This is a genomic window from Lichenicola cladoniae (assembly GCF_013201075.1).
Taxonomy (GTDB): domain Bacteria; phylum Pseudomonadota; class Alphaproteobacteria; order Acetobacterales; family Acetobacteraceae; genus Lichenicola; species Lichenicola cladoniae.
Genome location: NZ_CP053708.1, coordinates 4225831 through 4249939, shown reverse-complemented (window position 1 = coordinate 4249939; position 24109 = coordinate 4225831). Strand labels below are relative to the sequence as shown.

Annotated in this window: 24 protein-coding genes; 9 read left to right on the top strand and 15 right to left on the bottom strand. The window is 66.3% G+C overall.

Going from position 1 to position 24109, the window contains the following annotated elements; translation table 11 throughout:
* Positions 1-211: 211 nt before the first annotated feature.
* Together HN018_RS28475 and HN018_RS19165 are read left to right on the top strand one after the other, a co-directional pair.
* Positions 212-1876 (top strand): catalase family protein, encoded by a 1665-nt coding sequence (locus HN018_RS28475; RefSeq protein WP_204259580.1) that lies wholly within the window; start codon positions 212-214, stop codon positions 1874-1876.
* 87 nt (positions 1877-1963) lie between these two features.
* Entirely contained in the window at positions 1964-3037 is a 1074-nt protein-coding gene (locus HN018_RS19165) for a hypothetical protein (protein WP_171835816.1), read from the top strand.
* A 44-nt stretch (positions 3038-3081) separates the two neighbouring features.
* On the opposite strand, the gene HN018_RS29125 is transcribed toward HN018_RS19165, so the two are convergent.
* From HN018_RS29125 to HN018_RS19145, 5 genes are read right to left on the bottom strand one after another with little or no spacing between them, the layout of a single operon-like run.
* Positions 3082-3210: a hypothetical protein gene (locus tag HN018_RS29125; protein ID WP_275434156.1), complete on the bottom strand. Its 129-nt coding sequence runs from the start codon at positions 3208-3210 to the stop codon at positions 3082-3084.
* Positions 3211-3266: 56 nt separating this feature from the next.
* Entirely contained in the window at positions 3267-4340 is a 1074-nt protein-coding gene (locus tag HN018_RS19160) for a hypothetical protein (protein ID WP_171835815.1), read from the bottom strand.
* The gene (locus HN018_RS19155) at positions 4315-5721 is read right to left on the bottom strand and encodes an MBOAT family O-acyltransferase (protein ID WP_171835814.1); all 1407 of its coding nucleotides are present in this window, start codon (positions 5719-5721) and stop codon (positions 4315-4317) included. The genes HN018_RS19160 and HN018_RS19155 overlap by 26 nt, the downstream gene beginning before the upstream one ends.
* A gap of 13 nt (positions 5722-5734) precedes the next feature.
* Positions 5735-6466 (bottom strand): 2OG-Fe dioxygenase family protein, encoded by a 732-nt coding sequence (locus HN018_RS19150; RefSeq protein ID WP_171835813.1) that lies wholly within the window; start codon positions 6464-6466, stop codon positions 5735-5737.
* Positions 6459-9218, bottom strand: coding sequence for a mechanosensitive ion channel family protein (locus HN018_RS19145; protein ID WP_171835812.1), 2760 nt, complete (start codon positions 9216-9218; stop codon positions 6459-6461). Before HN018_RS19145 ends, HN018_RS19150 begins: the two co-directional genes overlap by 8 nt.
* Positions 9219-9470: 252 nt before the next feature.
* On the opposite strand from HN018_RS19145, the gene HN018_RS19140 reads away from it, so the two are divergent.
* Positions 9471-9887 (top strand): hypothetical protein, encoded by a 417-nt coding sequence (locus tag HN018_RS19140; RefSeq protein ID WP_171835811.1) that lies wholly within the window; start codon positions 9471-9473, stop codon positions 9885-9887.
* Here the strand turns inward: HN018_RS19140 and HN018_RS19135 are convergent, their stop codons facing one another.
* Together HN018_RS19135 and thiM are read right to left on the bottom strand one after the other, a co-directional pair.
* Entirely contained in the window at positions 9888-10415 is a 528-nt protein-coding gene (locus HN018_RS19135; protein ID WP_172443495.1) for a hypothetical protein, read from the bottom strand.
* 531 nt (positions 10416-10946) lie between these two features.
* Positions 10947-11843 carry a hydroxyethylthiazole kinase gene (gene thiM / locus HN018_RS19130; protein WP_171835809.1) on the bottom strand — a complete coding sequence of 299 codons (897 nt, stop codon included), beginning with the start codon at positions 11841-11843 and terminating at the stop codon, positions 10947-10949.
* 80 nt (positions 11844-11923) lie between these two features.
* Here thiM and modA point away from each other — a divergent pair, with 80 nt between their 5' ends.
* The 4 genes from modA to HN018_RS19110 all read left to right on the top strand — a co-directional run bounded on the left by modA (position 11924) and on the right by HN018_RS19110 (position 15288).
* Entirely contained in the window at positions 11924-12721 is a 798-nt protein-coding gene (gene modA, locus HN018_RS19125) for a molybdate ABC transporter substrate-binding protein (protein WP_171835808.1), read from the top strand.
* A gap of 65 nt (positions 12722-12786) precedes the next feature.
* Positions 12787-13476, top strand: a complete 690-nt coding sequence (modB, locus tag HN018_RS19120; RefSeq protein ID WP_171835807.1) for a molybdate ABC transporter permease subunit — start codon at positions 12787-12789, stop codon at positions 13474-13476.
* On the top strand, positions 13473-14633 hold the full coding sequence (gene modC, locus HN018_RS19115; RefSeq protein ID WP_171835806.1) for a molybdenum ABC transporter ATP-binding protein: 1161 nt from the start codon (positions 13473-13475) through the stop codon (positions 14631-14633). Before modB ends, modC begins: the two co-directional genes overlap by 4 nt.
* Positions 14623-15288 carry an NUDIX hydrolase gene (locus HN018_RS19110; RefSeq protein ID WP_171835805.1) on the top strand — a complete coding sequence of 222 codons (666 nt, stop codon included), beginning with the start codon at positions 14623-14625 and terminating at the stop codon, positions 15286-15288. Before modC ends, HN018_RS19110 begins: the two co-directional genes overlap by 11 nt.
* Positions 15289-15398: 110 nt before the next feature.
* Here the strand turns inward: HN018_RS19110 and HN018_RS19105 are convergent, their stop codons facing one another.
* Complete coding sequence (locus tag HN018_RS19105; RefSeq protein ID WP_171835804.1) at positions 15399-15620, bottom strand: hypothetical protein; 222 nt, start codon at positions 15618-15620, stop codon at positions 15399-15401.
* Between the two features lie 272 nt (positions 15621-15892).
* On the opposite strand from HN018_RS19105, the gene HN018_RS19100 reads away from it, so the two are divergent.
* Positions 15893-16465: a CDP-alcohol phosphatidyltransferase family protein gene (locus HN018_RS19100; RefSeq protein ID WP_171835803.1), complete on the top strand. Its 573-nt coding sequence runs from the start codon at positions 15893-15895 to the stop codon at positions 16463-16465.
* A 64-nt stretch (positions 16466-16529) separates the two neighbouring features.
* Here HN018_RS19100 and HN018_RS19095 read toward each other — a convergent pair whose 3' ends face one another.
* The 6 genes from HN018_RS19095 to hisC form a co-directional block, all read right to left on the bottom strand.
* The gene (locus HN018_RS19095) at positions 16530-17060 is read right to left on the bottom strand and encodes a molybdopterin-binding protein (protein ID WP_171835802.1); all 531 of its coding nucleotides are present in this window, start codon (positions 17058-17060) and stop codon (positions 16530-16532) included.
* 2 nt (positions 17061-17062) lie between these two features.
* The gene (locus HN018_RS19090; RefSeq protein ID WP_171835801.1) at positions 17063-17269 is read right to left on the bottom strand and encodes a TOBE domain-containing protein; all 207 of its coding nucleotides are present in this window, start codon (positions 17267-17269) and stop codon (positions 17063-17065) included.
* A gap of 136 nt (positions 17270-17405) precedes the next feature.
* Positions 17406-17984: a cytochrome b gene (locus HN018_RS19085; protein WP_171835800.1), complete on the bottom strand. Its 579-nt coding sequence runs from the start codon at positions 17982-17984 to the stop codon at positions 17406-17408.
* On the bottom strand, positions 17981-19030 hold the full coding sequence (locus HN018_RS19080) for a catalase family peroxidase (RefSeq protein ID WP_171835799.1): 1050 nt from the start codon (positions 19028-19030) through the stop codon (positions 17981-17983). Before HN018_RS19080 ends, HN018_RS19085 begins: the two co-directional genes overlap by 4 nt.
* A 162-nt stretch (positions 19031-19192) precedes the next feature.
* On the bottom strand, positions 19193-21376 hold the full coding sequence (locus HN018_RS19075) for a TonB-dependent receptor (RefSeq protein WP_171835798.1): 2184 nt from the start codon (positions 21374-21376) through the stop codon (positions 19193-19195).
* Between the two features lie 215 nt (positions 21377-21591).
* Positions 21592-22662 carry a histidinol-phosphate transaminase gene (hisC, locus tag HN018_RS19070; RefSeq protein WP_171835797.1) on the bottom strand — a complete coding sequence of 357 codons (1071 nt, stop codon included), beginning with the start codon at positions 22660-22662 and terminating at the stop codon, positions 21592-21594.
* A gap of 156 nt (positions 22663-22818) precedes the next feature.
* On the opposite strand from hisC, the gene HN018_RS19065 reads away from it, so the two are divergent.
* A complete protein-coding gene (locus HN018_RS19065; protein WP_171835796.1) occupies positions 22819-23394 on the top strand; it encodes a YbhB/YbcL family Raf kinase inhibitor-like protein in 576 nt (191 codons plus the stop codon).
* A 130-nt stretch (positions 23395-23524) separates the two neighbouring features.
* Here the strand turns inward: HN018_RS19065 and HN018_RS19060 are convergent, their stop codons facing one another.
* Entirely contained in the window at positions 23525-23974 is a 450-nt protein-coding gene (locus HN018_RS19060) for a hypothetical protein (protein WP_171835795.1), read from the bottom strand.
* Positions 23975-24109 lie beyond the last annotated feature (135 nt).

The window sequence follows — 24109 nt, the reverse complement described above, 5'->3', positions numbered from 1 at the left end:
GTGATGAAGCGGTTGTTACCTGTCGGGCTGAGACGCTTCGGCGTCGATGTCGCTTCATCTGCCGTGCACACGTTGCGACTTTTCAATAAAATATGCTGTAAGGCCGGTCGTGTTCGTGATGCGTTAAACCTGGGTTCGTGAAGGCAACCTCCCTAAGCCGGTCATCGTTGCAACGGGTTATTGTCAGTCCCGTGCGAGATCGGAGCTTCCCGTGGTTGCAACTTCCCTGTCCAAGCCGCTGCCTTTCGATCGATCCGTCGAGCAGCCCCAGCCCGGCGACGAACAGGCGATCGCATCGATCAACGCATTGATGCAGGGCATCCTGGAAACCACCTGGAGCGATTACGGTCACTCGGTTCGCAGCGTGCACGCCAAGAGCCATGGCCTGCTCGAGGGCGAGTTACAGGTGCTTGAGGGATTGCCGCCGGAACTGGCGCAGGGCGTGTTCGCGCGTCCGGCCACCTATCCGGTGGTGCTGCGGATCTCGACCAATCCCGGTGACATCCTTGACGACACGGTGTCTGCGCCGCGTGGCATCGCCATGAAGATCATCGGCGTGGACGGCGAGCGGCTGCCCGGCTCCGAAGGCGAGACAACGCAGGATTTCATCCTGGTGAACGGGTCGGCGTTCGTGGCGCCGGACGCCGCCCACTTCAACAAGAGCCTGAAGCTGCTCGCGGCGACCACCAACACCGGCCAGCTGTGGAAGAAGGGCTTCTCCGCCTTGCTGCGCGGCGCGGTGGCCGCGCTGGGTGCGCTCGGCAAGGATGCCGGCCCCCTGAAGGCATTGGGCGGCCAGCCGATGACCCATCCGCTCGGCGAGACCTTCTACACCCAGACGCCCTACCGCCATGGAAAGCACGTGGCGAAGCTGTCGCTGGCGCCGGTCAGCGCCACGCTGAAGCGGCTCAAGGACCAGCCGGTCGACCTCGCCGGCAAGCCGAACGGGTTGCGCGGCGCGGTCATCGACTATTTCGGTGCCCAGGGCGGCGAATGGGAACTGCGGGTGCAGCTCCGCACCAATCCGGAAAGCATGCCGGTCGAGGATGCCTCGGTGCCCTGGCCGGAGACGGAGAGCCCGTATGTCGCGGTGGCACGAATCACCGTGGCGCCGCAGCCGGCCTGGAGCGAGGCACGCGCGATGCAGGCCGATGACGGCCTGTCGTTCAGCCCGTGGCATGGCATCGCCGACCACCAGCCGCTCGGGTCCATCAATCGCGCCCGCAAGGATGCCTACAGGATGTCCGCCGACTTCCGGGCCAGGCATAATGGCTGCCCGATCCACGAGCCGACCGCGGCGATCGGGCTGTCCGATGCGGCGGCGTGCCCGTTCGGCAGCGCGCTCGGCCGTGAAGGTCGCCGACCGAATACCCCGGACGCACGGCCGGGTACCATCACCCAGCCTTTGAACGCCGCCGCCCGCCGGATTACCGCCGGCGTCATCGGTGCCACGGCGGCCGGAATCCTGGTGTCCGCGGTCCTGGCCGGTCTCGAAGCTGCCACCGGCGAGCCCTCGGACCTGATCAAGCTCAAGCGTCGCAGCATCGCCAATCTCGGTGGCGCGGCGCAGGCCGATAATACCGATCCCAGCATCGGCGAGCAGATGGCGGTGCATGGCGGCCACCTGGCGCTCTCGGGCCTGTCCGGCGCGATCTACGGCACGCTGACACCGGACGATGCGTCGCCGTTGGTGGCGGGCTCGATCTTCGGGGGCGCGTTCTACCTTCTCGCCTATGGCCTGGTCGGGCCGTCGGCGAGGATAAGCCCGGTGCTGTGGCGGGACAGCAGGTCGAGCATCGCGATCCACGGGTTGATCCACATGCTGTTCGGGATCACCACGGCCATCGTGGCGCGGCAGGCTGCCCGTCGGCTATAGGGCCGGCCGGTTGCGGACGTTGCGCTGACAGGATGAGACAGCCAGACTCCGCCTCGGCTCGCATGGGCCAGGGCAGGGAGTGCAGGGATGTTCGGATCGGTCGTTCTGGACGTGGCGATCGGGCTCAGCCTGCTGTTCCTGTTCGTCAGCCTGATCTGCTCGGCGATCCGCGAAGCGATCGAGGCTGTGCTCAACATGCGGGCCGCCGACCTGGAGCGTGGCATCCGCGAGTTGCTCGACGACCCGACCGGCGTCGGCGCAGCGCGGGCGCTGTATGACCATCCGCTGGTGTTCTCGCTGTATCCCGGCACCTATGCCCCGGGCCGATTGCGGCCGCGTCGCAGCCTGCTCGCCGGCACGGTCGGGCTCTGCATGCCGATCCGCGCACGCGCGAGCCTGCCGGCATACATACCAGCTGCCAATTTCGCCCGCGCGTTTCTCGACATCACCCTGCGCGGGCCGATCGGTGATGCGCCAAGCGGCCCGGAAGCGGTCCTGCGCGTCATGTCGATCGAATCATTGAAGGCGACGGCAAGAGACATGCCGGATGACCGTATCCGGCGGGCACTGTTGAGTGCGCTCGACACTGCGGACGGCGATCTGGACCGGGTGCGCCGGAACCTCGAAGCCTGGTTCGATGCCTGCATGGACCGCGTATCCGGCTGGTATAAGCGGCGAACCCAGATCATCCTGTTCGCGATCGGCCTGGTCACCGCGGGGGTGATGAATATCGATGCGTTCAGCGTCGGCCGGGCGCTGTTCCAGGACAAGGCGCTACGGGACGGTGCGGTCGCGCAGGCGACGGAACTGCTGCCACGCGACAACGGGCATCCGCTGTCGGTACAGGCCCAGGACGCGTTCTCGGCGCTGCAACACGATCTGAACCTGATCCAGTTCCCGACCGGCTGGGAGCCGCCGCCGCAACATCTGCAACGAGGCGCCGAGACCGCTGCACCCGAGGACGGACCGGGTGCGGCCGGGGAGACCGGCTACGATGCCGTGACACGGGTCGATCCGATGGCCGTGATCCAGATGCTGATCGGCTGGGCCGTCACCGGGTTCGCAGTCATGCTGGGCGCGCCGTTCTGGTTCGACATGCTGAGCCGGTTCGTCGTGGTCCGTTCGACGATCAAGCCGCCCCTGCGTGCCGGCGCGCGGTAGGGCATCATCCGGCCTGGATGATGCCCGCGGACGTAACCTCTGGCTCAGTTCGGCGCGGGGTTGCCGGCATCGTCCTGCAGCGGTGGTGTTCGACTGACGATCCTGTGGCTGAACACCGTCGAGATGACGGCCAGCGCCATTCCGGTCAGGAAGATCTTGAAGGCGGTTCCCATCGATGTGCTCCCATGCGTCGCGGGAAGATCAACGCAACAACGAGATGTTGGCTGCATCACCTTTCATCTGGATGAGATGGTCGAACCAGAACACGGTCGATATCGCCGGCGGCCGGTTTGCCGGTCAACGCAGCACGCGCCAATGCCTGCATCACCCGGTTGGCGACAGGCACACGGTAATGGACCGGGTCCCAGAAGCTGGACCGGGTGGTGGTGACACTGTTGGGATACGCGAAATCCACCAGCACGGTGTTCGGCGTCGCCTCGGCGATCCGCGTCGCCGCCACCCGGCACGACGCCCATCTTGCTGCATCGATCGTGCCCTCCGCGCCGAGCTGCTCGATCGTGATCGGCGGCAGGTAGAGAATCTTCAGGGTGAGTACGGGGAGTGTCCGGAACCGGTCGGCCAGGATCGCCAGCGCCGGCGCATCGATCGTCGCCGAGCCGGCCGGCTCCCGCTGGGGAGGATCCCATCCGGCGAAGCTCCGGTCGACCCGCTTCGGATCGTAGCGGTCTTCGGCAGGAAGAAAGTCGGTATAACCGTCCGATCCGTAGCGCTGTCGCTTGGCATGGATCAGCAGCATGAACTGGTTGGCCGCTTCCTGCAGCGCATACAGATTGGCCATGTGCAAATATCCGCGCCAGGGGCTGCCGCTGTACATCCACTCCGGGAACGGCCGGCCGGTCACTGTGCGCTGGTCCGTGCGGGCCAGGCACCACGCACTATCCAGCCCGACCACGATCGCCTTCGGCGACGGATGGTGGCGTGCGAACAGGGTCAGCATCTGCCCCTGTTCCCAGGGCGTGGCGCTGTTCATGGACAGGTTCACAAACCGTGCGCCGAGCGTCCGGTCGAGCATGTCCGGACGGAGCAACCGGCTGGTCGAGGTACCGATGATCGCCGAGTCGAACCGTGAGCTGATGGCAAGCGACGGCATCGAGAAACGCGCGTTGGTCGAGATCGGCGCGCGTGCCAGGGGTGGCGACAACGGCAGCATGTTCCACGGATCGACCGTGACGATGAACACATAGACGGCGATGCCGAGGCCGGCCGCGGTTGCCGCTAACAGGCGCAGGAACTGCCGCCAGCGCGCGGGCTCCGGGTCAGAACTGGAAATAGATGAACTCATTCGGAACGCGGCCGCCGGTCAGGAACAGCAGGAAGATGAAGGCCGCACCGGCCGGGACGGCAAGCCAGGGCGACGGGCGCAGCATCGAGAGTGCGGCCTTCTGGCTGCTCGGCCCGACCAGTGCGACGGCAACCGCGATCCAGAGCACGATTGCATTGCGGAGATGCAGCCCGCCGATCCCATGCAGCCCCGCCATCGAGCCGAGCACATGCCAGGCGGTGGTGAAATTCGGGCTGCGGAACACGACCCAGCCGACGATCACGAACAGCATGGTCACGATCCACCCGAGCCACGATGGCATGCGAAGCCCGGCGCGGGTCCAGAGATGGTTCACTGCCAAGCCGAACCCATGCAGGCCGCCCCAGGCCACGAAAGTCCAGGCGGCACCGTGCCACAGGCCGCCGAGCAGCATGGTGAGGCCGAGATTGACGCATTGCCTGGCCAGCCCGGATCGGTTTCCCCCAAGCGGGATATAGAGGTAGTCGCGCAGGAACCGGCTCAGCGTGATATGCCAGCGGCGCCAGAAGTCGCGCAGCGAGGTCGACCGGTAGGGTGCGTTGAAATTGACCGGCAGGGTCAGGCCGAACATCAGCGCGAGGCCGATCGCCATGTCGGAATAGCCGGAAAAGTCGAAAAATATCTGCATGCTGTAGGCGATCGATGCAGCCCAGGCCTCGGCACCGTTCAGCACGGTTCCGGCAGCGGCCTTGGCGAACAGCGGGTCGCAGATCTGCGCGATGGTGTCTGCGATGCCGGCTTTCTTGGTCAGGCCGATCAGGAACAGCACTGCGCCACGCGACAGGTTTTCCGCGGTGCGCGCAGTCAGCACCGGCTTCTCGAATTGCGGGATGATTTCGTTGTGCCGCACCAGCGGTCCTGCAACCAGGGCGGGAAAGAACGTGACGAATTCCGAGAAGTCGAGCAGCCGGTAGCGATGCTGGCGCGCATAGTCGTGGCCACCGCGCTTCAGGTCGACGAGGTATGATATTTTCTGGAACACGAAGAAGCTGATGCCGAGCGGCAGCACGATCGACCAGGCCCTGTGGCTGGCGCCGACCAGGGACTCCACGTTGGCGGCGATGAAGTTGGCGTATTTGAAGACGCCGAGTATGGCGAGGTTGAGCACGATGCCGGCGATCGGCCAGATCGCGCGGCCGGTGTCGGCATAGCGCCGTCCGATCCACCATGTGGCGAGTGCCAGCAGCACCAGCACCGGTACGAACAGCCAGTTCCAGGCTGCATAGAACACCAGTGACCCGATCACCAGCACGAGCTGGCGCGCCGTCCGTCCGGCCGGTTCGGGCAGCCGGGCACAACCGTAGAAGGCGGCAAGCACCATCGGCAGGAAGACCAGCAGGAAGAGCTGGCTGTTGAACAGCATGGGCGCGCCCGGCCTATTGCCTGCGGAACGTCACGACCAACACGTCGCGATGCGCAGGCTTCGCCGGATCGAGCGGATGCACCGCGGTGACGCCGTGATAGACGCGGCCATCATCGACCAAGGCGGCATCGAGCGGCGTCTCCAGCGTGAAGCTGCCGAGCAGGCGGCGCTGCAGGTCGTGGATGCTGGTGACGCCGCTGGCGATGTTCTCGCGCCCGACCAGCAGCACCAGGACCCAGTCGACGCCGTCGCGATGCAGCCCCTCCGGGGTCGGCTGCCCGTCGGCACCGTCATGCGCCTCGATCCGGAACTGGTGCAGCTCGACATGCCAGACCGGCGGGCGGGCGACCGGCGGGGTCAGGCCCTCGAACAGCGTGTGGCAGGCACGCAGGATCGCCAGCAGTGTCGGATGGCTAGCGATCTGGTTCTCGATCGGTGTGAACCAGCGCTCGATGCCGCCATTGAGCTCGTTGTAGTCGCGGCTCTGGTAGTGCGGCTGGTGCGGCTTGCGCTCGATGATCTGCGGACCGACCGCGAACACTGCGTGGCGACGCCTGCGGTAGCGGCCGCCGTCGGCCATGTAGCGATCGATGCCGAGATGCGCCCAGCTTTCCGCGAAACTGTCCCATCGATCGAGCGCATCCGGTTCGAGGCCATCCTGTTCGATCAGGGTCCGCATATCCGCCGACGGCAGGAAGGCATAGCCCACCGCTGCAAGTTGGAACGCCGGCGTCTGGTCACTCATGGCGTGTATCCGGGTTTGCTTGGTGGTTGCCTGCATCGGCCGCGGGCGGCACAGCGTGCGGCGCGGTCGGGTTCGGCGGGATCGCATGCTCCGCCAGCAATGCGGCGAGCTTCGGCATGGAGATGGATCGTTGTGCCTGTGGCAGGGCGATGTCGAGCTCGGCCATGCGGCGGCGCAGGCGACGGTTGAACTCGCGCTGGATCGGCCAGCGACCGCCGACCGTGCAGCGGATGGTGCCGCTGATGGTGACCGCATATTCACCGAGACTGTCGACGCCGTTCAGGCCGAAATCCGCCAGGGTCATCTCCGCGAATACCGCGTCGGTGCGCAGCTCGTGCCCTATGTCGTTCAGGAGGTCGCAGAGCCGGTCGGTGTCTTCCGAGAACGCGATGCTGACGGTGATCGCGGCGACCGCATAGTCGCGGCTCAGGTTGGCGACGGTCGATACCGACGAGAACGGGATGATCTGGATCGAGCCGTCGCCGCTGCGCAGGCGCAGGGTGCGGATCGAGAGGTGTTCGACCACACCGCTGATGCCCGCGACCGTCACGTTGTCGCCGACCTGCATCGCGTTCTCGACCAGCAGGAAGATGCCGGTGATGAAGTCCTGTACCAGTTTCTGGGAGCCGAAGCCGACCGCCACACCGATGATCCCGGCACCGGCCAGCAGCGGCGCGATGTTGAGGCCGATCTCGCTCAGGATGGTCAGCACCAGGATTGTGCCCAGCACCACGAACAGCAGCGTGCGCAGGATCGGCAGCAGGGTCTGCAGCCGGACTGCACGCGGCACCTGGCCGCTGTTGCTGAAGCGGCTGATCTGCCGGTCGAGGGCGCCGTTGACCAGCTCCCACACCACCACGCCGACGATGAGCGACACCAGGATGGTGGTCGAGGCCGACAGCAGGTGCGTGCCGAGCGTGCCGTGCGTGAAGAACCCGATCGCCGGTATGCCCCAGGCCTGCGCCAGGGCCACCGCGCCAATGATGAACAGCGACCAGGTCACGATCCGGCGCATCGCCGGGTAGTAGCGGCTGGCCCGGTGTTCGACCCCGGTGTGTCCGGCCCCGGCTTCGGCCCCGGCTTCGGCATCGACCCGGAAGGCGCGGGCGAGTCCGCCGAGCAGCATGATGCCAACTAGGCGGCACACCACGATGACGATCACGCTCGACAGGAACAGCTGCCACATCTTCGCGTAGCCGCCGCGTATCTGTGCCGCCCAGACCACCCAGAGCGCACCGTCGAAGAACAGCGCCGCGATCCACCAGTAATCGGCCAGCCTGACCAGGATGCGGCCGAAACTGCGCTCCCTGAGGCGTCTCGGCGGGTGCAGCGCGGCCGCGACCTTGTGGCGCGTCTGCCAGATCAGGACGGCGAGCAGCACGTGCTCGATCAGTATGACCGCCCGCGTGATCGCCTGGCTGGGGCGTGTCGGCAGGTCGAGGATGCGCCCGATATCGGTGAAGCAGATCGCCACCACCGGGATCGCGACCAGCCAGCTCCACCAGCGTGTCAGGAAGCGGGCGCTGTCGTTCTCGATCCGCAGAAGCCGAACGCCGGGGGCCTTCGGCGCCAGGATCATGTCGGCCAGCAGCCAGAGCACGCGGCCGACACCATAGATGTTGGTGACGGTCACGATCACCAGCTGCGTTTTCGGCTGCGTGGCGACCGTGGTGGCGGCGAGGTTGCCCAGTGCCAGGAACACAGCGAGCGGCGCCAGCTTGAGCACCAGCCGCAGCACGGCATACGGCAGCCTGCGGAACAGCCTCAGGGTCCGGCGGCGGTGAACGGCGTCGAGCGACCGGGTCTCGGCCTGCTTGGCGCTGCGCTGAGCGGCCTCGGCGCGCAGTGCGGGATCGACCGCCTCCGGCACCGGGGTGGCCGGCTCGGCCGGGGTGCCGGGCAGGGCGCCGTCCAGTTGCGGCACCAGGGTCGCTACGGCCGTGGCGGGATTGAGGCCGGACGCGACCGAATCCTCGGGCGACGGGACCGACGACTCGATCGCGGCCAGTTCCTCGACATGAGCCGCCTCGACATGCTCCTCCTCGGCGGCGCGGGCATCGCGTCCAAGTCCGCGCAACGGCCGTCGCAGGGCAAGGAGCAGCAGGTGCTCGACCGCCAGGCCGACCAGGACCACGGCGGCGCCGCGCCACAACGCGTCGAGCAGTGCCGCCCGTGCGGACGGAACGACCATCTCGCGGTGCAACCACCGGCCGGCCAGCGCCATGTCGCCGAACATCATGTTGAAGTTGCGCGACCGGGCCTGCAGCACCTTCTGTACGGTTGCCGCCTGGGCCAGCATTTCACCGGCCAGGCTGTCGGGGGCCAGCGTGACGACCTTGGGTTTTTCCGGAACCGCAGGCGTTGCCGTGGTCGGAGCCGGCTTCGCGGTCGTGGCGACTGCCTTGGGGTCGGATGCGGGGTGTGATGACGGTGCCGGGTCCCGTCGATGTGGTTGCGCCAGCAGGATCTTCAGGCGCTGCCGCTCGGCGGGCGTGAGAGCGTCGGATCCGTCGGCGGGTGCGGTACCCCCCGTGGCGTCGGCACTGCCCCGGGTGGAGTCGGGACGCTCCTGGCCCGTATCTGCGGCTGGCTCGTCGGCGGTCGCACCCGTCGATGGGCTAGCCTGCATCGCGGGTCCGGTTTGAGCGTGGCCGACAGCCGGACACAGGACGATCTGCGCGACGACAAGGGCGACGAGCAGCATGCAGGATGCGGGATCCGAGAATCGTCCGCCGGTTCGTAGCTGTTTCATCACCGGCCTCTGAATCTCGAGCGCCCTGGCTCGGGCAGGCAGCCTGAATGCCAAGTCAAATGCGGGCACCCACCACGGGTACGCTATGGTGTCAAACGGTCGGGCAACTCGGGTGGCTGTTTCGGGCAGCGCCCTGCCTATGCGGGCCGGACCGCCTATGCTGAAGCCCGGCTACGCTGGAGCGGTGGCGGCTCCGGGCTTCGGGCGCCAGACGGTGGCTACGGCGGATGTCATGAACGGAGGCGGCGAACCTTGGCGATCAGCAAGAACGAGCAGATCCACAACCACGCGCAACTCCAGGCTTTCAGCGCCTGCTTTACGTCCGATCGCGACGATCTGGGGCGGCTGATCTTCGATGCCCGGATCATCATCAAATCCAGCCTCGGCGTCGTATCCGAGCCGGGTCGGGTGATGCTGACGCATGTCCTCGGTGATACCGGCGAAGTGGTTATCTTCAAAAGCCCCGCACTGGACATCAAGCTCTATTATCTCGATTTCACTGCGGCCTATCAGACATTCGCTTTTGTCGCGGGGCGTTTCCTGAGGATCGAGGGGCAGGGAACACGGACCGGAAACTATATCTGCGAGATCCATCCGATCGATTTCGGATTCAAGCCAATGAACGGTTCCCGGATCGAGGACGTTCCGAACACCATCATTCCGCCCTGATCAGGATTTCAGCCACCATTTTACCGGCTCCGGCTCGTCGGCGACGTCTGCCACCGCGACTGGGCTTGGCTGCCGCGTCCGAGCAACTCGCACCGGTATCGCTTCGCGCGCTGCCCGAAGTTCGCTCTCGGTCCTGTCGGCGCGCGCCCTGGCTTCCTGGAGTTCGAGTTCCATGTGGCCGAGCCGGGTCTGTAGGCTCCTCGTCATGGTCCTGGCGTCTTCGAGCGCGTTTTCCGCTTCGGTCCGGGCGGCCCGCTCGCGCGAGACCTCGGCCCGGACTGCGGTCATGGCCTCGGCGGGTTCGGAGGATTTCGCAGGCTCGGAGTTGCGGCTGGTATAGACCGTCGGCACTTCACCATCGCGCACGAACCTGTGGCGGGGCGACGGCCCGGAAGAAGAGGTCGATGAGTGGCGCTGGAGCGGCACCTGTCCGAGCCGGTTCAACGACTGGCGAACCCTTTCATCCGAGGCGACATCCTGATCAGGGGGCGTATTCAGTGTGATGGTCGTCTGTTTATTGTTGTTCAAAGTCCACGTCTTTGCATGTGTGTAAATAAAAGCTTGTCCAACGATCCGTCGCGCTCTCTGCGTCCGGTGCTTTCGAAACCGCAGGCCTGACCACCACTTTGGATGCGGTCCAATCGGAACACGATTGTCCTATCGCATGGCCGCCCGGATATGGATCCTGAAGATCAGTTCATATCCATGAGTATAGTTGATGACCGTCCGGTTCAGGATGGGCGCATCCTGAACGAGGATACACTTTTTCGTCAAGCAGAGGTCCAATATACCTAATACTGACCGCAAGGCAAGCGGAGGCAGTGTTACAATGCTGAAAGGCCGCTGCATGACAGGGCACGAAGAGACAAGTTATTGCCGCGTCAGGCAGTTGCTGAAAACAAATCTAGGTATTTGGGCCGGATCAGCCGAATTGGAATAATCCCAGGGGGATAGAGCTGAATCGCGTTCAGCCCGATATCCGATCTTCTTCTGCATAGATCATCTGCTGTCAACTTGAACCGTGGGGCACAGTCGCGATTTCACAAAAAGTTTCCATAGTCATGAATGAAGATTGATTAGTTGGTCACCAGGCATAACCGGAACGATCATTGTCCGCGCCGTAAGCATGGCATCGTCCAACTGGTAGAGTGCATCCAGTAGTTCCATCTGCAGCGAACCGGGACCACGCGAGCGCTCCGCGGCGAGCTCGCCGGCCAAGCCGATCAGTACCATGCCATGCACCGAGGCCGCCAACGCGTCCGGCTCCACCGCCAGGCAAGCCCCGATCAGGGCGGTTGCCGTGCAGCCCAGCCCGGTGACCCGCTGCATCATCGGATGTCCGTTGCGAACGCCGACCACCTGGCACCCATCGGTGATGAGGTCGGTCGCCCCACTGACCGCAACCACCGCGCCGGTCCTGGCTGCCAGCCGCATCGCCGCCTCCACCGCCAGTTCGGACCCATGGGCGCTGTCGACGCCCCGGCCCCCGACCCCGACCCCGTCTCCGTCGGTGGCCGAGAGCGCTTCCAGGGCCAGGATCTCCGATCCGTTGCCGCGGACCACCTGCGGCGCATGCGCCAGCAGCCCGACCGCGACCTGCGAGCGGTAGGACAATGCCCCGACCGCCACCGGATCCAGCACCCACGGTGTCCCGGCCTCCCGCGCCGCGGCAGCAGCGAGGTCCATCGCGTGCCCCCGTGCCGGCGTCATCGTGCCGAGGTTGATCACCAGCGCATCGGCGATCCGTGCGAACTCGGCCACCTCTTCCGCCGCCTCGACCATCGCCGGCGACGCGCCGATCGCCAGCAGGGCATTCGCGGTGCTGTTGGTGACGACCACGTTGGTGATGTTGTGTATGAGCGGCGCCCGCTCGCGCACCCGCCGGAGCGTGGCGGCAACCGCGCCAGGCGACGCAGCGGATGACGCAGCGGATGACGCGGCGGAAAATATTGCCATTCAGGAGGTCCGATCCGCAAGCACCCGGATGGGCGCACCCGGGCTATAGGCTAAGATGGTGGCGGACGATGGAGCGACCGATGACATTGGGTGAAAACAGCCGGCGGATCGTGATGCTGCTCGCGCTTGCGCTCGGTATCGCAGGTCCGGCGCAGGCGGCGCCGGCCCCCCAACGCACAGTCACCGTGTTCGCCGCCGCCAGCCTGACCGATGCGATGCGCAAGATTGCCACCCTTTGGGTAGCCCAGGGTCTTCCAGCGCCGACCCTGTCGTTCGCGTCCAGCTCGGTGCTGGCCAAGCAGGTGGAGCAGGGCGCTCCCGCCGACCTGTTCATCTCGGCCGACCTCAAATGGATGGACTGGCTCGCCACCCGCCACCTGATCCGCACCGACAGCCGCGAAACCCTGCTCGGCAACAGCCTGGTGCTGGTCGAACGGAGCAACGCGCTCAAGCCGGTGACGATCGCCCCGGGGCTGGATCTCGTGGGCATCATCGGCCCGGGCGGGCGCCTCGCCGTCGGCGATCCGGCCTCGGTGCCGGCAGGGATCTATGCCAGGCAGGCACTGACCAAGCTCGGACTGTGGAACTCGGTTTCGGCTCGCCTGGCGCCTGCCGAGAACGTTCGCGCGGCGCTGCTGCTGGTCGAGCGCGGCGAGGCTCCGGCCGGCATCGTCTATGCCAGCGACGTCACGGCAGCGCCCGGCCTCGGGATCGCCGGAACCTTCCCGGACGACAGCCATGACGCCATCGTCTACCCGGCGGCAGTGCTGCAGAATGCCGGGGACGCGGATGATGCAGGGCGGTTCCTGGCGTTCCTGAGCACCGACGCTGCGAAGCAGGCGTTTCGCAAGGCGGGGTTTTTGACCGTTGGGAAATGATTTGAGCGTGGGGCTCTGCCCCACACCCCGCCAGAGGCGGGCCTTTGGAAACGGTTCGAGGGTCGATGCTGCTTGAGCCGGATCAGTGGGTTGCGGTCCGGCTCACCCTGAAGGTCGCATTCATGGCGGTGGCGGGAACGCTGCCGGTGGCACTGCTGCTGGCCTGGGTGCTGGCGCGGCCACGGCTGATCGGGCGCCCCCTGCTCGATGCGCTGGTTCACCTGCCAATGGTGCTGCCACCGGTGGTGACCGGCTGGCTGCTGCTGGTGCTGCTCGGGCTGCACGGCCCGATCGGTGGGCTGTTGTGGCGGCTGTTCCACGCCCGGCTGGTCTTCACCACGACCGGCGCCGCGCTGGCCACCGGCGTCATGACGCTGCCGCTGATGGTGCGCACGATCCGCCTGTCTCTCGAGGCGATCGATCCCGGACTGCTCGACGCGGCGGCCGGACTCGGTGCCAGGCCGCTCGACCGGTTCCTGAGCGTCACCCTGCCGCTCGCGGCTCCCGGCGTGCTGGCCGCGGCGGCGATCGGCTATGCCGCCAGCCTTGGCGAGTTCGGCGCGGTCATCACCTTCGCCGCCAGCATCCCCGGCCGTACCCAGACCCTGCCGCTCGCCATCTACGCCGCCCTGCAGGTTCCCGGTGGCGAGGCGACCGCGGCCCGGCTGGCGACGGTCTCGCTTCTGCTGGCCCTGGCCGGGCTGCTGGTCTCGGAACTGCTGCTGCGCCGCCTCCGCCGGGTCGGGCAGGTGTGACACCGGATACGCTCGAGATCGCGCTGCGGCACCGCTTCGCCACCGGCCGGACCCTTGACCTCGCTCTGTCCGCCCCGCTGCCCGGCATCGTCGGCCTGTTCGGGCCGTCGGGTGCGGGCAAGAGCACGCTGGTCGCCGCCCTGTGCGGCACCTTCCGGCCCGATCGCAGCGACATCCGGGTCGGCACCCGCATCCTGTCGGGTTCCGGGATCTGGGTCAGGCCGGAAGCGCGCCGCATCGGCATGGTCTTCCAGGATAGCCGCCTGTTCCCGCATCTCTCGGTGGCCGGAAACCTCCGCTACGGCGCCGATCGGGCCCCTCCGCCCGGCCATGCCGAAGGCCTGCCCGGTTTCGAGGAGGTGTCGGTGCTGCTCGGCCTGGAACGGTTGCTTGGCCGGCGTACCCATGCGCTCTCCGGCGGCGAGCGGCAGCGCGTCGCGATCGGGCGCGCCCTGTTGTCGCGGCCGGTCCTGCTGGCGATGGACGAGCCGCTATCCGGCCTGGACCAGGCCCGCCGCCACGAGATCCTGTTCTATCTCGGCCGGCTCAGGGACCGGCTCCTCCTGCCGATCCTGTATGTGACGCACGCGCTCGACGAGGTCGTGCGGCTCTGCGACACGCTGGCCCTGGTCGAGGATGGCCGCGTCGAGGCCTGCGGACCGGTGGCCGACCTGCTGGCATCGGGACGGCTGGCCGAACGCGAGGATGCGTCCGCCTTGCTGGATGCGGTCGTCTGTGGCCAGGACGCCGAGCGCGGCCTGGCCAGCGTATCGGCCGGTGGCTTCACCCTCTCTGTGGTCCAGCCGGCAGCCGGGCAGGTGGAGCCGACCCTGCATCCGGTCGGCACCAGGCTGCGGCTCACCATCCCAGCGCGCGAGGTCGTGCTGCTGCGGCTTCCGGAGGCGGTGCCGATCGTCACCAGTGCGCAGAACATGGTCCCTGTGAGGGTGCGCGCCGTGCAACCGGTCGGCACGGATGCGTTGGCGGTGGTGGTGCTCGAACCGGACAGCGAAAGTCCGGGCGCGGCAGTCATCCTGGCGCGGGTGACCCGGGACTCGGTGCACCGGCTCGGACTGGTCCCGGGGGCGCGACTGACCGCGTTGATCAAGACGGTGTCGATCGTCGTGCTGGATGGAGGAATTGGTCATGACGAATAGCGAGCCGGACTGGCTGCTGTGGGCACGCGAGATCCAGGCGGTGGCGCAGAGCGGCCTCGCCTTCACCTGCGACCCCTACGATGTCGAGCGCTACCGGTCGCTGACCGCCCTGGCCGCACGGATGATGGCGGCCTCGAGCCCGCTTGCGGGGAGTGCTGCGGAACTGCAGCAGCTTTTCGCAGCCGAGACTGGATATGCGACGCCGAAGGTGGATGTGCGCGGCGCGGTGTTCGACCGGGACGGACGGCTGCTCATGGTCCGCGAACTGGCCGACCAGGGTCGCTGGACCATTCCGGGTGGCTGGGCCGACGTCAACCAGACCGCGTCCGAATGCGCGGTGCGCGAAGTGGCCGAGGAGTCTGGTTACCTAGTCCGGGCGACCAAGCTGGCCCTGGTGCATGACCGCGGCCGGCAGGGACATCATCCGGCCGGTCCGTTCTCGATCTACAAGCTGTTCTTCATCTGCGAGCTGCTCGACGAGGCTCCCGGCGACGAGGCTGCCGGCATGGCGCCCAACATCGAAACCAGCGACGCCCGGTTCTTCGCAAGAGACGAAATCCCGCAGGACCTCTCGACCGGACGCATCCTGTCGCACCAGATCGCACGTTTGTTCGAGCATCGCGCCCGGCCGGACCTGCCGACCGAGTTCGACTAAAGCAGAGTCCGGTCGGACGGCATCGTTCGACCGGATATGCCCGCTTACACGACAAGCACGGGACTGCCCCGTAAGCCTTGCGATGGGATTATGGTCCCTGGCCCGATCGTTCAGGCTGGCCGGCGCGGTGGCGGTGGCGATGACGGAGTCGTCCCGCGCAGCTCGATCTCGAGCTCGTTGATCCGCTTGCGGACGCTGTCCCGCAAGGTCGGCGCGGTATGGGCCTTCATGGTGGCGAGCGTTTCGCGAAGGTCGCGCAGCTGCTTCTGCTTTTCCACCACATTGCGGCGGATCGGCTGGTTATCCGAAAATTGTCCCTGAAAGGCGCGCACGCGAATTCTCCCCTGGACCCGGACGCTTTTTGCCCGGGTCTGTATCGATGGCCTTGTTCGACGGCCGATTACCGAACGCCCAGCTGCCCGGTTCGGTTCAAGCTCTACGCCACGGGCCCGTTCATGGCCAAGCCCTTCCCTGCGGTATGCCGGCTTGCATGCGGCCTTCGTACACGCCAATTTGTGTTGGTACAGAGGAAACGATCCTGAGCCACCAGACACTCATCCATCGTGCCTTACGGCGTCCTGTCGGCCTTCTCGTCAAGACACCCGTGACCCCCGATGCCTTGACCCTGTTGCGCCTGGCCACCGGGCTGGCGGCTGCCGTCTGCGTGACCCAGGCCGGCGGACCGATGATGGTCGGAGCCGGGCTGTTTCTTCTGTCCGCCCTGCTGGATCGTGCCGATGGCGAGCTGGCGAGACAGTCGCGCCGGTTCAGCCAGTTCGGGTTCAGGTTCGACCTGATCTCCGACTGCATCGCCACCTCGCTGATCTTCATCGGGCTGGGGTTCGGCGCGGCGTCCGCGCTGCCACTGGATCTCGGGTTGCAGCCCCTGGCCGGACCGGTCCTCGGCCTGTCGGGCGCGGTGTCGACGGTTCTTACGTTCGGTCAGCTCGCAATGGACCCTCCCCATGCCGGGACGCGGCAGAGGTCTCCGGTGATCCGAAGCTTCGATCCCGACGATGCGATGCTTGTGGTCCCGGTCGCCATCTGGTGTGGCGGATCCGGCTGGATCCTGCTTGCCTGCGGCGTGCTGACGCCGCTGGCGGCGATCGGCGTCGGTCTGTCGCGCCTTATCCAGCGGCGCAGGCTGGTTCTGTTGAAGATGACGGAACAGGTCTGACGACGCGTCCCGGGCGCGGGGCGAACGTCCCGCGGTTGAAGCCACCTGCTTCATGCGGGACGCGCTACCGGACTTCGATAGCGGCGAAGTTCTTCACGGCGCGTCCTGCTTTCCTGTCGTTCGGAACGACAAGGCGCAGGTCGTGCGTAGCCGTGCCGTCCTGACTATAGGCGACGATGACCTGCTTTCCCTCGAAGGACGGGTCGATCTCGGCGAGCGACAACGCCACCGCGTATCCGTCACGCCCACGCGCGAGCAGCACGTGCTGGAGACGCGTCTTCTGGCCGGGGGCATCGACGGGACCGGCCTTGCTTACGAGCGTCCAGAGCAACGCCTCGGTATAGACCTTGTGCGCGGATGCATGCCCCGGATCGTCGATCGTCAGTGTGACGGCGGGCAGGCCTTGCAGCTCCGCAAGCGTGACGACCTGGCGGTGGACGACGCGCCCCTCTATCGACAGCCCGGCCGATGCCACCGGTTGCTCGGCTGCGCGCGCCTGCGAACCATGTCCCGCGACGAACCCGCCCACCAGCAGAAGCGAGGCCAGTATCGGGCCCGTGCGTTGGCGGGAGTCCAGGGCGCGGTCGCCGACCATTGCTAGACGGCGATCATCACGTCGGACGACTTGATGACGGCAATCGCATCGTCGCCGACCTTCAGGGCGAGGTCATCGATGGCTTCGTTGGTGATCGACGCGTGAACGATCGTGCCGTTGCCGATATCGATGTGGACATGCCCCGTGGTCGCACCCTTCGTCACCGATGTGATCTTGCCCTTGATCTGGTTGCGCGCGCTGATTTTCATGGGATGGATGTTTCCAATATTGCTGCGAGCACCATAGGGCATCCGCTGCCTCGGATGACCACCGTGTCGTCCGATGATGCCCGTAAGACGACGGCTCGATGCGCAGGCGATAGGGCCAAAACGCCTGTCGTCCCGGCTATTCCCCCGGGCCAGCCACGGTATGGTCCGGCACCGGCGCCATCGCCTCGAATACGCCGTCGCGGCGGATCAGCGCATGAAACAGCGCGGCACCGAGATGAAGCAGGATCAACGCGAAGAACGCGAAGGCCAGGGTACGGTGCGCGGTCCACAACAGGCTGTGCAACGCGTCGCTCTGCGGCAGGATCGGCGGCAGAATAAAGCCCAGCACCTGCACCGGATAGGCCGCCGCCGACAGCATGCCCCAGCCGATCAGCGGCATCGCCAGCATCAGCGCATAGAAGGCGTAGTGCGACAGATGCGCCGCGAGCTTCATCGGCTCCGGCAGGTCTGCGGGCAGCGGCGGCGCGCCCGAGCGCAGGCGCACCACGATCCTGACCAGCACGAGCAGCAGGATGGCGATGCCGAGCGGCTTGTGGATCGAGACCAGGGTCAGGTAGCGCTGGCTGACCGTCGAGACCATGCCGACGCCGATGAACAGCATGGCGAGGATGCAGGCTGCCATCAGCCAGTGCAGCCCGCGCTGAAGCGGGGTAAAGCGCCGCCGGACGGTCGTGGCAGTGGCGACCTGGGTCATGGATTGGCTCCCTCGGTGCGGGGATAATGGGCTGCCTCGGCTGTACGCCGGTCGTACGACACCGCGTATGCCGCCGACCGCGTTGCCGGGAAGGGGTCGTCGGAGGTGGTGATCCCGTCGGGGAGCACGGTCGGATCATAGTTGATGTCGCGGCACGGTCCGTCGCGCTCCGGCTGCACCTGGCTCACCACCAGCGTGCCGACATCGACCGTGTGCCGATCGGCCGGCCAGGGCTTGCTAGGATCGGCGGTCGGATCGGTGGGGTCGGCCACCGCTACCTGCATGGTCCAGCGCACCGGGCCGGCCTGCACCCGCTTGGTGATCTCCTGCTCCAGCACGTCGGCACCGCCGGCGTCGAGCGAGGCGGGATCGATCGTGACCGGCTGAGCCGCCGGCAACAGAGACCAGCGCACGGCATGCGCCGTGCCCGAGGCGTCGACGAAGCGGAAGGCATTCAAGCCGTTATAACGTTCCTCGGCATAGGAGCCGGTCCACGGCCCGGTCTTCGCCCAGACGCCGAATGGCTTGAACTCCGGGTTTGCTGCGATGAAAGACCCCATCGCATTCGGGTCTTTCGAGCCACTGGCGGTCAACAACGAGTAGAAAGCCTGCGGCGTGGAAACCGGAAAGAACGGCGCGTTGATCATCCCGCTGCGCCATTCCTGTCCGCCCGGCGGCTTGACCTGAATGCTGAGTCCACGCACCCGGACGCTGGCGTCCTTGGCGTCGGGGTTCGGGGTGCCGAGATTGAAGCGGCCCACCACCGGATAGGAGCCGGCCGCAAAAACGACCGCCCGGGACAGGGCCGCACCAGCGCCGCTGGACTCGAATTGTCCTGTGAAGCACACGCCCTTCGCATGGTTGCGGCGGTGACCCAGATCAGTTGGCGTGCCGAAACCGGCCACGAGCCGGGATGGAGTGAGCCGGTGCGGCGACAGCCAGCCCGCGGTGTAGGCAAACGCGGCGGCGGTGCAGCCGACGACAGCCGCGATCACAATCAGCGATCCGAGCGGCGCGCGGGGAGGGGGGCGGTGATCTGGTGGCATCTTGTCTTCCCGAAGCTGCCGGCCGGTCCGGTATCATTGCCTCGTCGAGGCGTTGTTGGTCAGCCTGATCTCAATCGAGTCGGGAAAGCAACTGTCCATCGATCGAGGCCTGATCGATCGATGCCGGTCACGGCTCTTCAGGATCCTCAAGCCGCACCGCGATCAGAGGTCGAACTCGAGGCTCGCCAGCACCGTCCGCGGTGCACCGAGATAGGCGGTGTTGGCACCGGGGCTGCCGACGATGTTGCCATCCGCGATCGACGAATAATAATGCTTGTCGGTCACGTTGATCGCGCCGAGTCTTGCGATCATCGCATGGCGCAGCACGCGGGTTGCGTAGCGAACGCCCAGGTCGAGCGTCGCGTACTGACGCGCGAAGGAATTGTTCGTATCGGTTGCCGCGCGTTCGCTCTCGTAATGCGCGCTGCCGGTGAAGGCGAGTCCCTGCAGGAAAGCCGGATGCCAGTCGAGCGTCACATCGCTCTTCCACTGCGGCACGCCCACGATCATTCCGCCATCCGTTGTCACGTTGCCCGAGTCGAGCAGTCGCGCATCGATATAGGTGAAGCCGCCGAGCACGCTCAGCGAAGGCAGGATGTTTCCCTGCGCGAAGGTCTCGAACCCTTGGTCGCGCTGCTCGCCGATCACCTGGAAGACATTGTCGCTAAGCGTGGTCGCGTAGGGCCGCGTCATCCGGAACGCGTCCGCCGTCAGCAAGAGGTTCGTGAACGGTGCGTACTTGACCCCGGCCTGGAACATCTCGTCGTGATACGGAGCGAGGAAGGCGTTGGCGTTGATCGCGGTCGTCGGGGCCTGGTCGCTCTCCTCGACGCTGCTCGCGTAGGTGAAATAGGCAGTGACCTTGGCGGTCGGGGTCCAGATCCCGCTTACCGTCGGGCTGAAGGTGCCGTTCGTACTGCCCGCACTCGTCCGGACGTCCTTGGAGCTGAAGCTTTCCGAGCGGAGGAAGGACTCACTGAATACCGCCTGCACCGCCCATTGCCGATCGATATGCAGCGTGTCTCCCTCGATGATCGATTGCTGGAACAGGTCGCCGGCAAGATATTGGCTACCGTGCGACGGGATCGCCACGTAACGGAAGATCGCGGGGTTGGCCAGGTTCGACCTGCCGAGCGTCGTGACGATCGAATTGCGGAAATTATACTGGTCGTTGATGAAGCCGTTGGTTGCCAGCGTCAGGTCGTTCCGCATACCGGCGATGGTCACGTGGCCGTTGAGAGAGGCCTCGTTGCTGCCGTCTGTGAAATGCGGGACGGCGGTGAAGTTCTTCGTCGTCGTATAGTTGCCGCGATTGTCGGTGAGCGTGTTGGTGATGCCGAACAGGTTGCGCTGCGCGTCCTGGTAGAGCCCGCCGAGCTCGAGCCGCCAGTCACCCCCGAAATTATGGATGATCTTCACGAGCCCGGTGTCGGTGATGAGATCGGTACCTGCTCCCGGTTGGCCGAGGCCGCGCTGGGTCGGATCGGGCGCACTCGGCAGGATCGTGTTCCTGTTCGTCGAACTCGTGCTGGCGCCGTCATAGACGATGCTACCCGGCAGGCCGTAGCCGCTGTCTTCGTAATGACTGCCGTTGACCTGGATCACCGTGTCGGCGTCGACATGGATGTCGAGAGCAGCACTGCCGAGCGTGCGGTCCGCGAAGCTGCCACTCACGAAGCTTTCGCCCTCGCCATGCACGAGGTCGATCCGGTAGCCGAGCCAGCCGTTCTTGCCGACGCGGCCGCCGACATCGCCCTCGGTGGTGAACATCCCGTTGCTCGCGAAACTGCCGACGAGGCGGGCGAGCGGCATGTCGGTCGGCCGCTTGAGGATGTAGTCGAACACCCCAGCCGGTGTTTCCGGACCGAACAACGCGCCGCCGAGCCCATTCAGCACCTGGATGCTGTCGAGGTTTTCGACCGGGACCGCGGTTGTGCCGATGATGTTGAGGCCGTCGAGCCGGGTGTTCTGGGTGATCGAGCCCTGGAACCCCAGGGATTGCGGGCGCGAAACTTCGAGCCCTTGCTGGTCGCGCACCTCGACCGACGGCAGTGCGCGGAGGGCATCGTTCAGCGTGCGCAGCTGCTGGTTCGCGAGGAAGTCCTGGGTCAGCACGGTGACCGACACCGGCGCCGTCAGGATCGATGTCTGACCGAGCGGGCCGAGTTGTGCAGTGTTCGCGTGGTATTGCGCGACGGATGCATATGGCGCTTCGCCGCGCACCAGGATGTGCTCCGTGCCGTCTGCCGGAGCCTGCGCAACATCGGCTGTAGGGGCGGCGAAGGCCCCGGTCGGCAAGCCAGCCACCAGCACCACGGCCAGCAGCCGCGTCGATCCTGATGTCATCGTCTCACCCCGAGTGTCCGGCTTCGTTATATCGGATGGACTATAGCGGGACGAACGTTATTACGTGATCCCAGGCGCAAGCCGGGCAGTTGTGACATTTCTGACAGCCTGGGCGCCTGTTTCCGGTTGCCGGTGACGCTTACGAGGCCGTGGCCGGATTCGCCCCGCCGCCGGCAATGGCCCCGGCTGCGTGGCGGCTGTCAGCAGGAGAGGTTCTAGTCCCGGTTGTCGTCGAGGATGCCGGCCAGCGCGGTGAGCAGGGCTTCGCATTCGGCGTCGGTGCCAATGCTGATCCGCAGGTAGTCGACGATGCGCGATACGGTGAAATGCCGCACCAGCACGCCGCGTGCGCGCAACGACGCATGCAGGCCGGCCCCGCTTTGGTGCGGGTGGCGCGCGAACAGGAAGTTCGCCGATGACGGCAGCACCTCGAACCCCTGGCGCCGCAATCCATCGCTCAGCCGGTCACGGCTCTGCATGATCCGGGCGCGGGTCTCCTCGAACCAGTCCTCGTCGTCGATCGCGGCGGTGGCGCCGGCCTCCGCGAGCCGGTCGAGCGGGTACGAGTTGAAGCTGTCCTTCACCCGCACCAGCGCCTCGATCAGCGCCACGGCGCCGATCGCCGAACCGACCCGCAGCCCCGCCAGGGCCCGCGACTTGGACAGGGTTTGCACCACCAGCAGGTTCGGATGGCGCGCGATCAGCGTCACTGCCGACTGGCCGCCGAAATCGACATAGGCCTCGTCGATCACCACCGGCTGGTCCGGATGCTCCTCGAGCAGCCTCTCGATCTGCTCGAGTTCGAGGGCAATCCCGGTCGGCGCATTGGGATTGGCCAGGATGATCGCGCCGCAGGGCCGGCGATAATCCTCGATCCGGACGCGCAGATCCTCGTCCAGGGCGACCGTCTCGTAGCCGATGCCGTAGAGGCCGCAATAGACCGGGTAGAAGCTGTAGGTGATGTCCGGGAACAGCAGCGGCGCGTCCTGCTGCAGCAGGCCCTGGAAGATGTGCGCCAGCACCTCGTCGGAGCCGTTGCCGACGAACACCTGGTCCGGCGTCACCCGATGATGGCGCGCCAGCGCCTCGCGCAGCCTGGTGCTGGTCGGGTCCGGATAGAGCCGCAGACTGTCGTCGGTGGCGTCGCGGATCGCCGCCAGCGCCAGCGGCGACGGGCCGTATGGGCATTCGTTGGTGTTGAGCTTGACCAGGTCGCGGCGCTTCGGCTGCTCGCCCGGAACATAGGGGGTGAGGGTGTGCACGCGGGCACTCCAGAAGCGGCTCATGCTGGTATCCGGTCGGTTCGGGTTGGTCGGCTCGACGGAATATAGGCAACCGAACGCACGGTGTCGCGAGGGTCAGAACCGTCGACGCTCTCGAACGTCCTCAGACGGATTGCCTGAACCGCAACGTACAGGCCGCAGAGACCAGGAGAGACACCGATGCTGCAGAACGTTCCAGCCGGATTGGGCCGGGCCCTCCAGGGCGTGCGACCCGGTTCCGACACACTGGTCTGTGCCGACGAGGCCTTCGCCGCGGTTCCCGATATCATCCAGCTGACCTCGCCGGCATTTGCACCCGGCACCGCCATCCCCGCTCTCTATACGGCGGATGGCGAGCAGATCTCGCCGCCCCTGGTCTGGATCGGCGTGCCGCCCGAGGCCGAGAGCCTGGTGCTGTTGATCGAGGACCAGGACAGCCCGACGCCGCGTCCGCTGGTGCATGCCATTCTGGCCGACATGAAGCCGTTCGATGGCGAACTGGCCGCCGGCGCCCTACCCAGCCCGGGTCACCAGGGCGAGGATCTCGGCATGGGACGGAACTCCTACATGCAGCGTGGGTGGCTGCCGCCGGATCCGCCACGCGGCCACGGCCCGCACCACTACTCGTTCCAGATGTTCGCGCTGGACATGGTGCCCGAGTTCCGCAGCGTGCCCGGCCGCGGCGCCCTCGTGGATGCGCTGCGGGGGCATGTGATCGCGCGCGGAACGCTGGTCGGGACCTACGAGCGTCGCTGAGGATTGGCCCAGGCCCAGGCCGGTAGGAAGAAAGTCCCGGCTTGCTGTTTCGACAGGCGTTTTATCCGATTGAGAGATAAAACAATCGGATAAAAATGCACCTGACTATCGGGGGTGGCTGGCCTGCCAGCTATTGCATGCTGGCTGTCGCGGTCTCGTCCGGGTCGGAATGGAGTTTGGAGTCTTTCATCGCGGTAACGTCATCCGCATCGTGCGAATTTTCGTTCGTGCGCTGCCGACGACTGGGCGACCGCTTGGGCTTGGCAGCATCGGCTGCCGGCTTGGCCTTCGTCCCGGCGGAAGAGCGGGACAGCTGCACTTCCAGCTTCTCCAAGCGGGTCTCCAGCTCGGTGACGCGATCGGATGCCTCGTGAAAATTGGCCAGTCCGGCCCGGTTCTTGGTGCGCAGGATCGTGTTGGCGCGCTCCAGTTTCTCGACGCGAGCCCGCAACTCGTCCTTGCTGGGGGAAGCAGCAACCTGTTTTCCACGCGCGGCAGTCGTCGGTCGGGTCGCAGCCTTGGTCGGCTTGGAGGCGGCCTTTCCGGCGCGCGATGGGGTGGGCTTAGTCGGGCGCGCCATGCTGGAAACTCCACGTAACGAGACCACGATCGGATGGCCGCGGCCAACCGGAAACGATGCCGGTTGCTTCCGGACGCGGTACCGGGGCAGTGGTTCCCCAATCATGGCTCAAGCTTCTGGCAAGTTGCCGACAGG

Bases quoted from the DNA above. Each gene is read 5' to 3' on its own strand.
- HN018_RS19165 (WP_171835816.1), top strand. From the start codon at position 1,964: ATGTTCGGATCGGTCGTTCTGGACGTGGCGATCGGGCTCAGCCTGCTG.
- HN018_RS29125 (WP_275434156.1), bottom strand. From the start codon at position 3,210: ATGGGAACCGCCTTCAAGATCTTCCTGACCGGAATGGCGCTGGCCGTC.
- HN018_RS19160 (WP_171835815.1), bottom strand. From the start codon at position 4,340: ATGAGTTCATCTATTTCCAGTTCTGACCCGGAGCCCGCGCGCTGGCGG.
- HN018_RS19155 (WP_171835814.1), bottom strand. From the start codon at position 5,721: ATGCTGTTCAACAGCCAGCTCTTCCTGCTGGTCTTCCTGCCGATGGTG.
- HN018_RS19150 (WP_171835813.1), bottom strand. From the start codon at position 6,466: ATGAGTGACCAGACGCCGGCGTTCCAACTTGCAGCGGTGGGCTATGCC.
- HN018_RS19145 (WP_171835812.1), bottom strand. From the start codon at position 9,218: ATGAAACAGCTACGAACCGGCGGACGATTCTCGGATCCCGCATCCTGC.
- thiM (WP_171835809.1), bottom strand. From the start codon at position 11,843: ATGGCAATATTTTCCGCCGCGTCATCCGCTGCGTCATCCGCTGCGTCG.
- modA (WP_171835808.1), top strand. From the start codon at position 11,924: ATGACATTGGGTGAAAACAGCCGGCGGATCGTGATGCTGCTCGCGCTT.
- modB (WP_171835807.1), top strand. From the start codon at position 12,787: ATGCTGCTTGAGCCGGATCAGTGGGTTGCGGTCCGGCTCACCCTGAAG.
- HN018_RS19110 (WP_171835805.1), top strand. From the start codon at position 14,623: ATGACGAATAGCGAGCCGGACTGGCTGCTGTGGGCACGCGAGATCCAG.
- HN018_RS19095 (WP_171835802.1), bottom strand. From the start codon at position 17,060: ATGGTCGGCGACCGCGCCCTGGACTCCCGCCAACGCACGGGCCCGATA.
- HN018_RS19090 (WP_171835801.1), bottom strand. From the start codon at position 17,269: ATGAAAATCAGCGCGCGCAACCAGATCAAGGGCAAGATCACATCGGTG.
- HN018_RS19085 (WP_171835800.1), bottom strand. From the start codon at position 17,984: ATGACCCAGGTCGCCACTGCCACGACCGTCCGGCGGCGCTTTACCCCG.
- HN018_RS19080 (WP_171835799.1), bottom strand. From the start codon at position 19,030: ATGCCACCAGATCACCGCCCCCCTCCCCGCGCGCCGCTCGGATCGCTG.
- HN018_RS19075 (WP_171835798.1), bottom strand. From the start codon at position 21,376: ATGACATCAGGATCGACGCGGCTGCTGGCCGTGGTGCTGGTGGCTGGC.
- hisC (WP_171835797.1), bottom strand. From the start codon at position 22,662: ATGAGCCGCTTCTGGAGTGCCCGCGTGCACACCCTCACCCCCTATGTT.
- HN018_RS19065 (WP_171835796.1), top strand. From the start codon at position 22,819: ATGCTGCAGAACGTTCCAGCCGGATTGGGCCGGGCCCTCCAGGGCGTG.
- HN018_RS19060 (WP_171835795.1), bottom strand. From the start codon at position 23,974: ATGGCGCGCCCGACTAAGCCCACCCCATCGCGCGCCGGAAAGGCCGCC.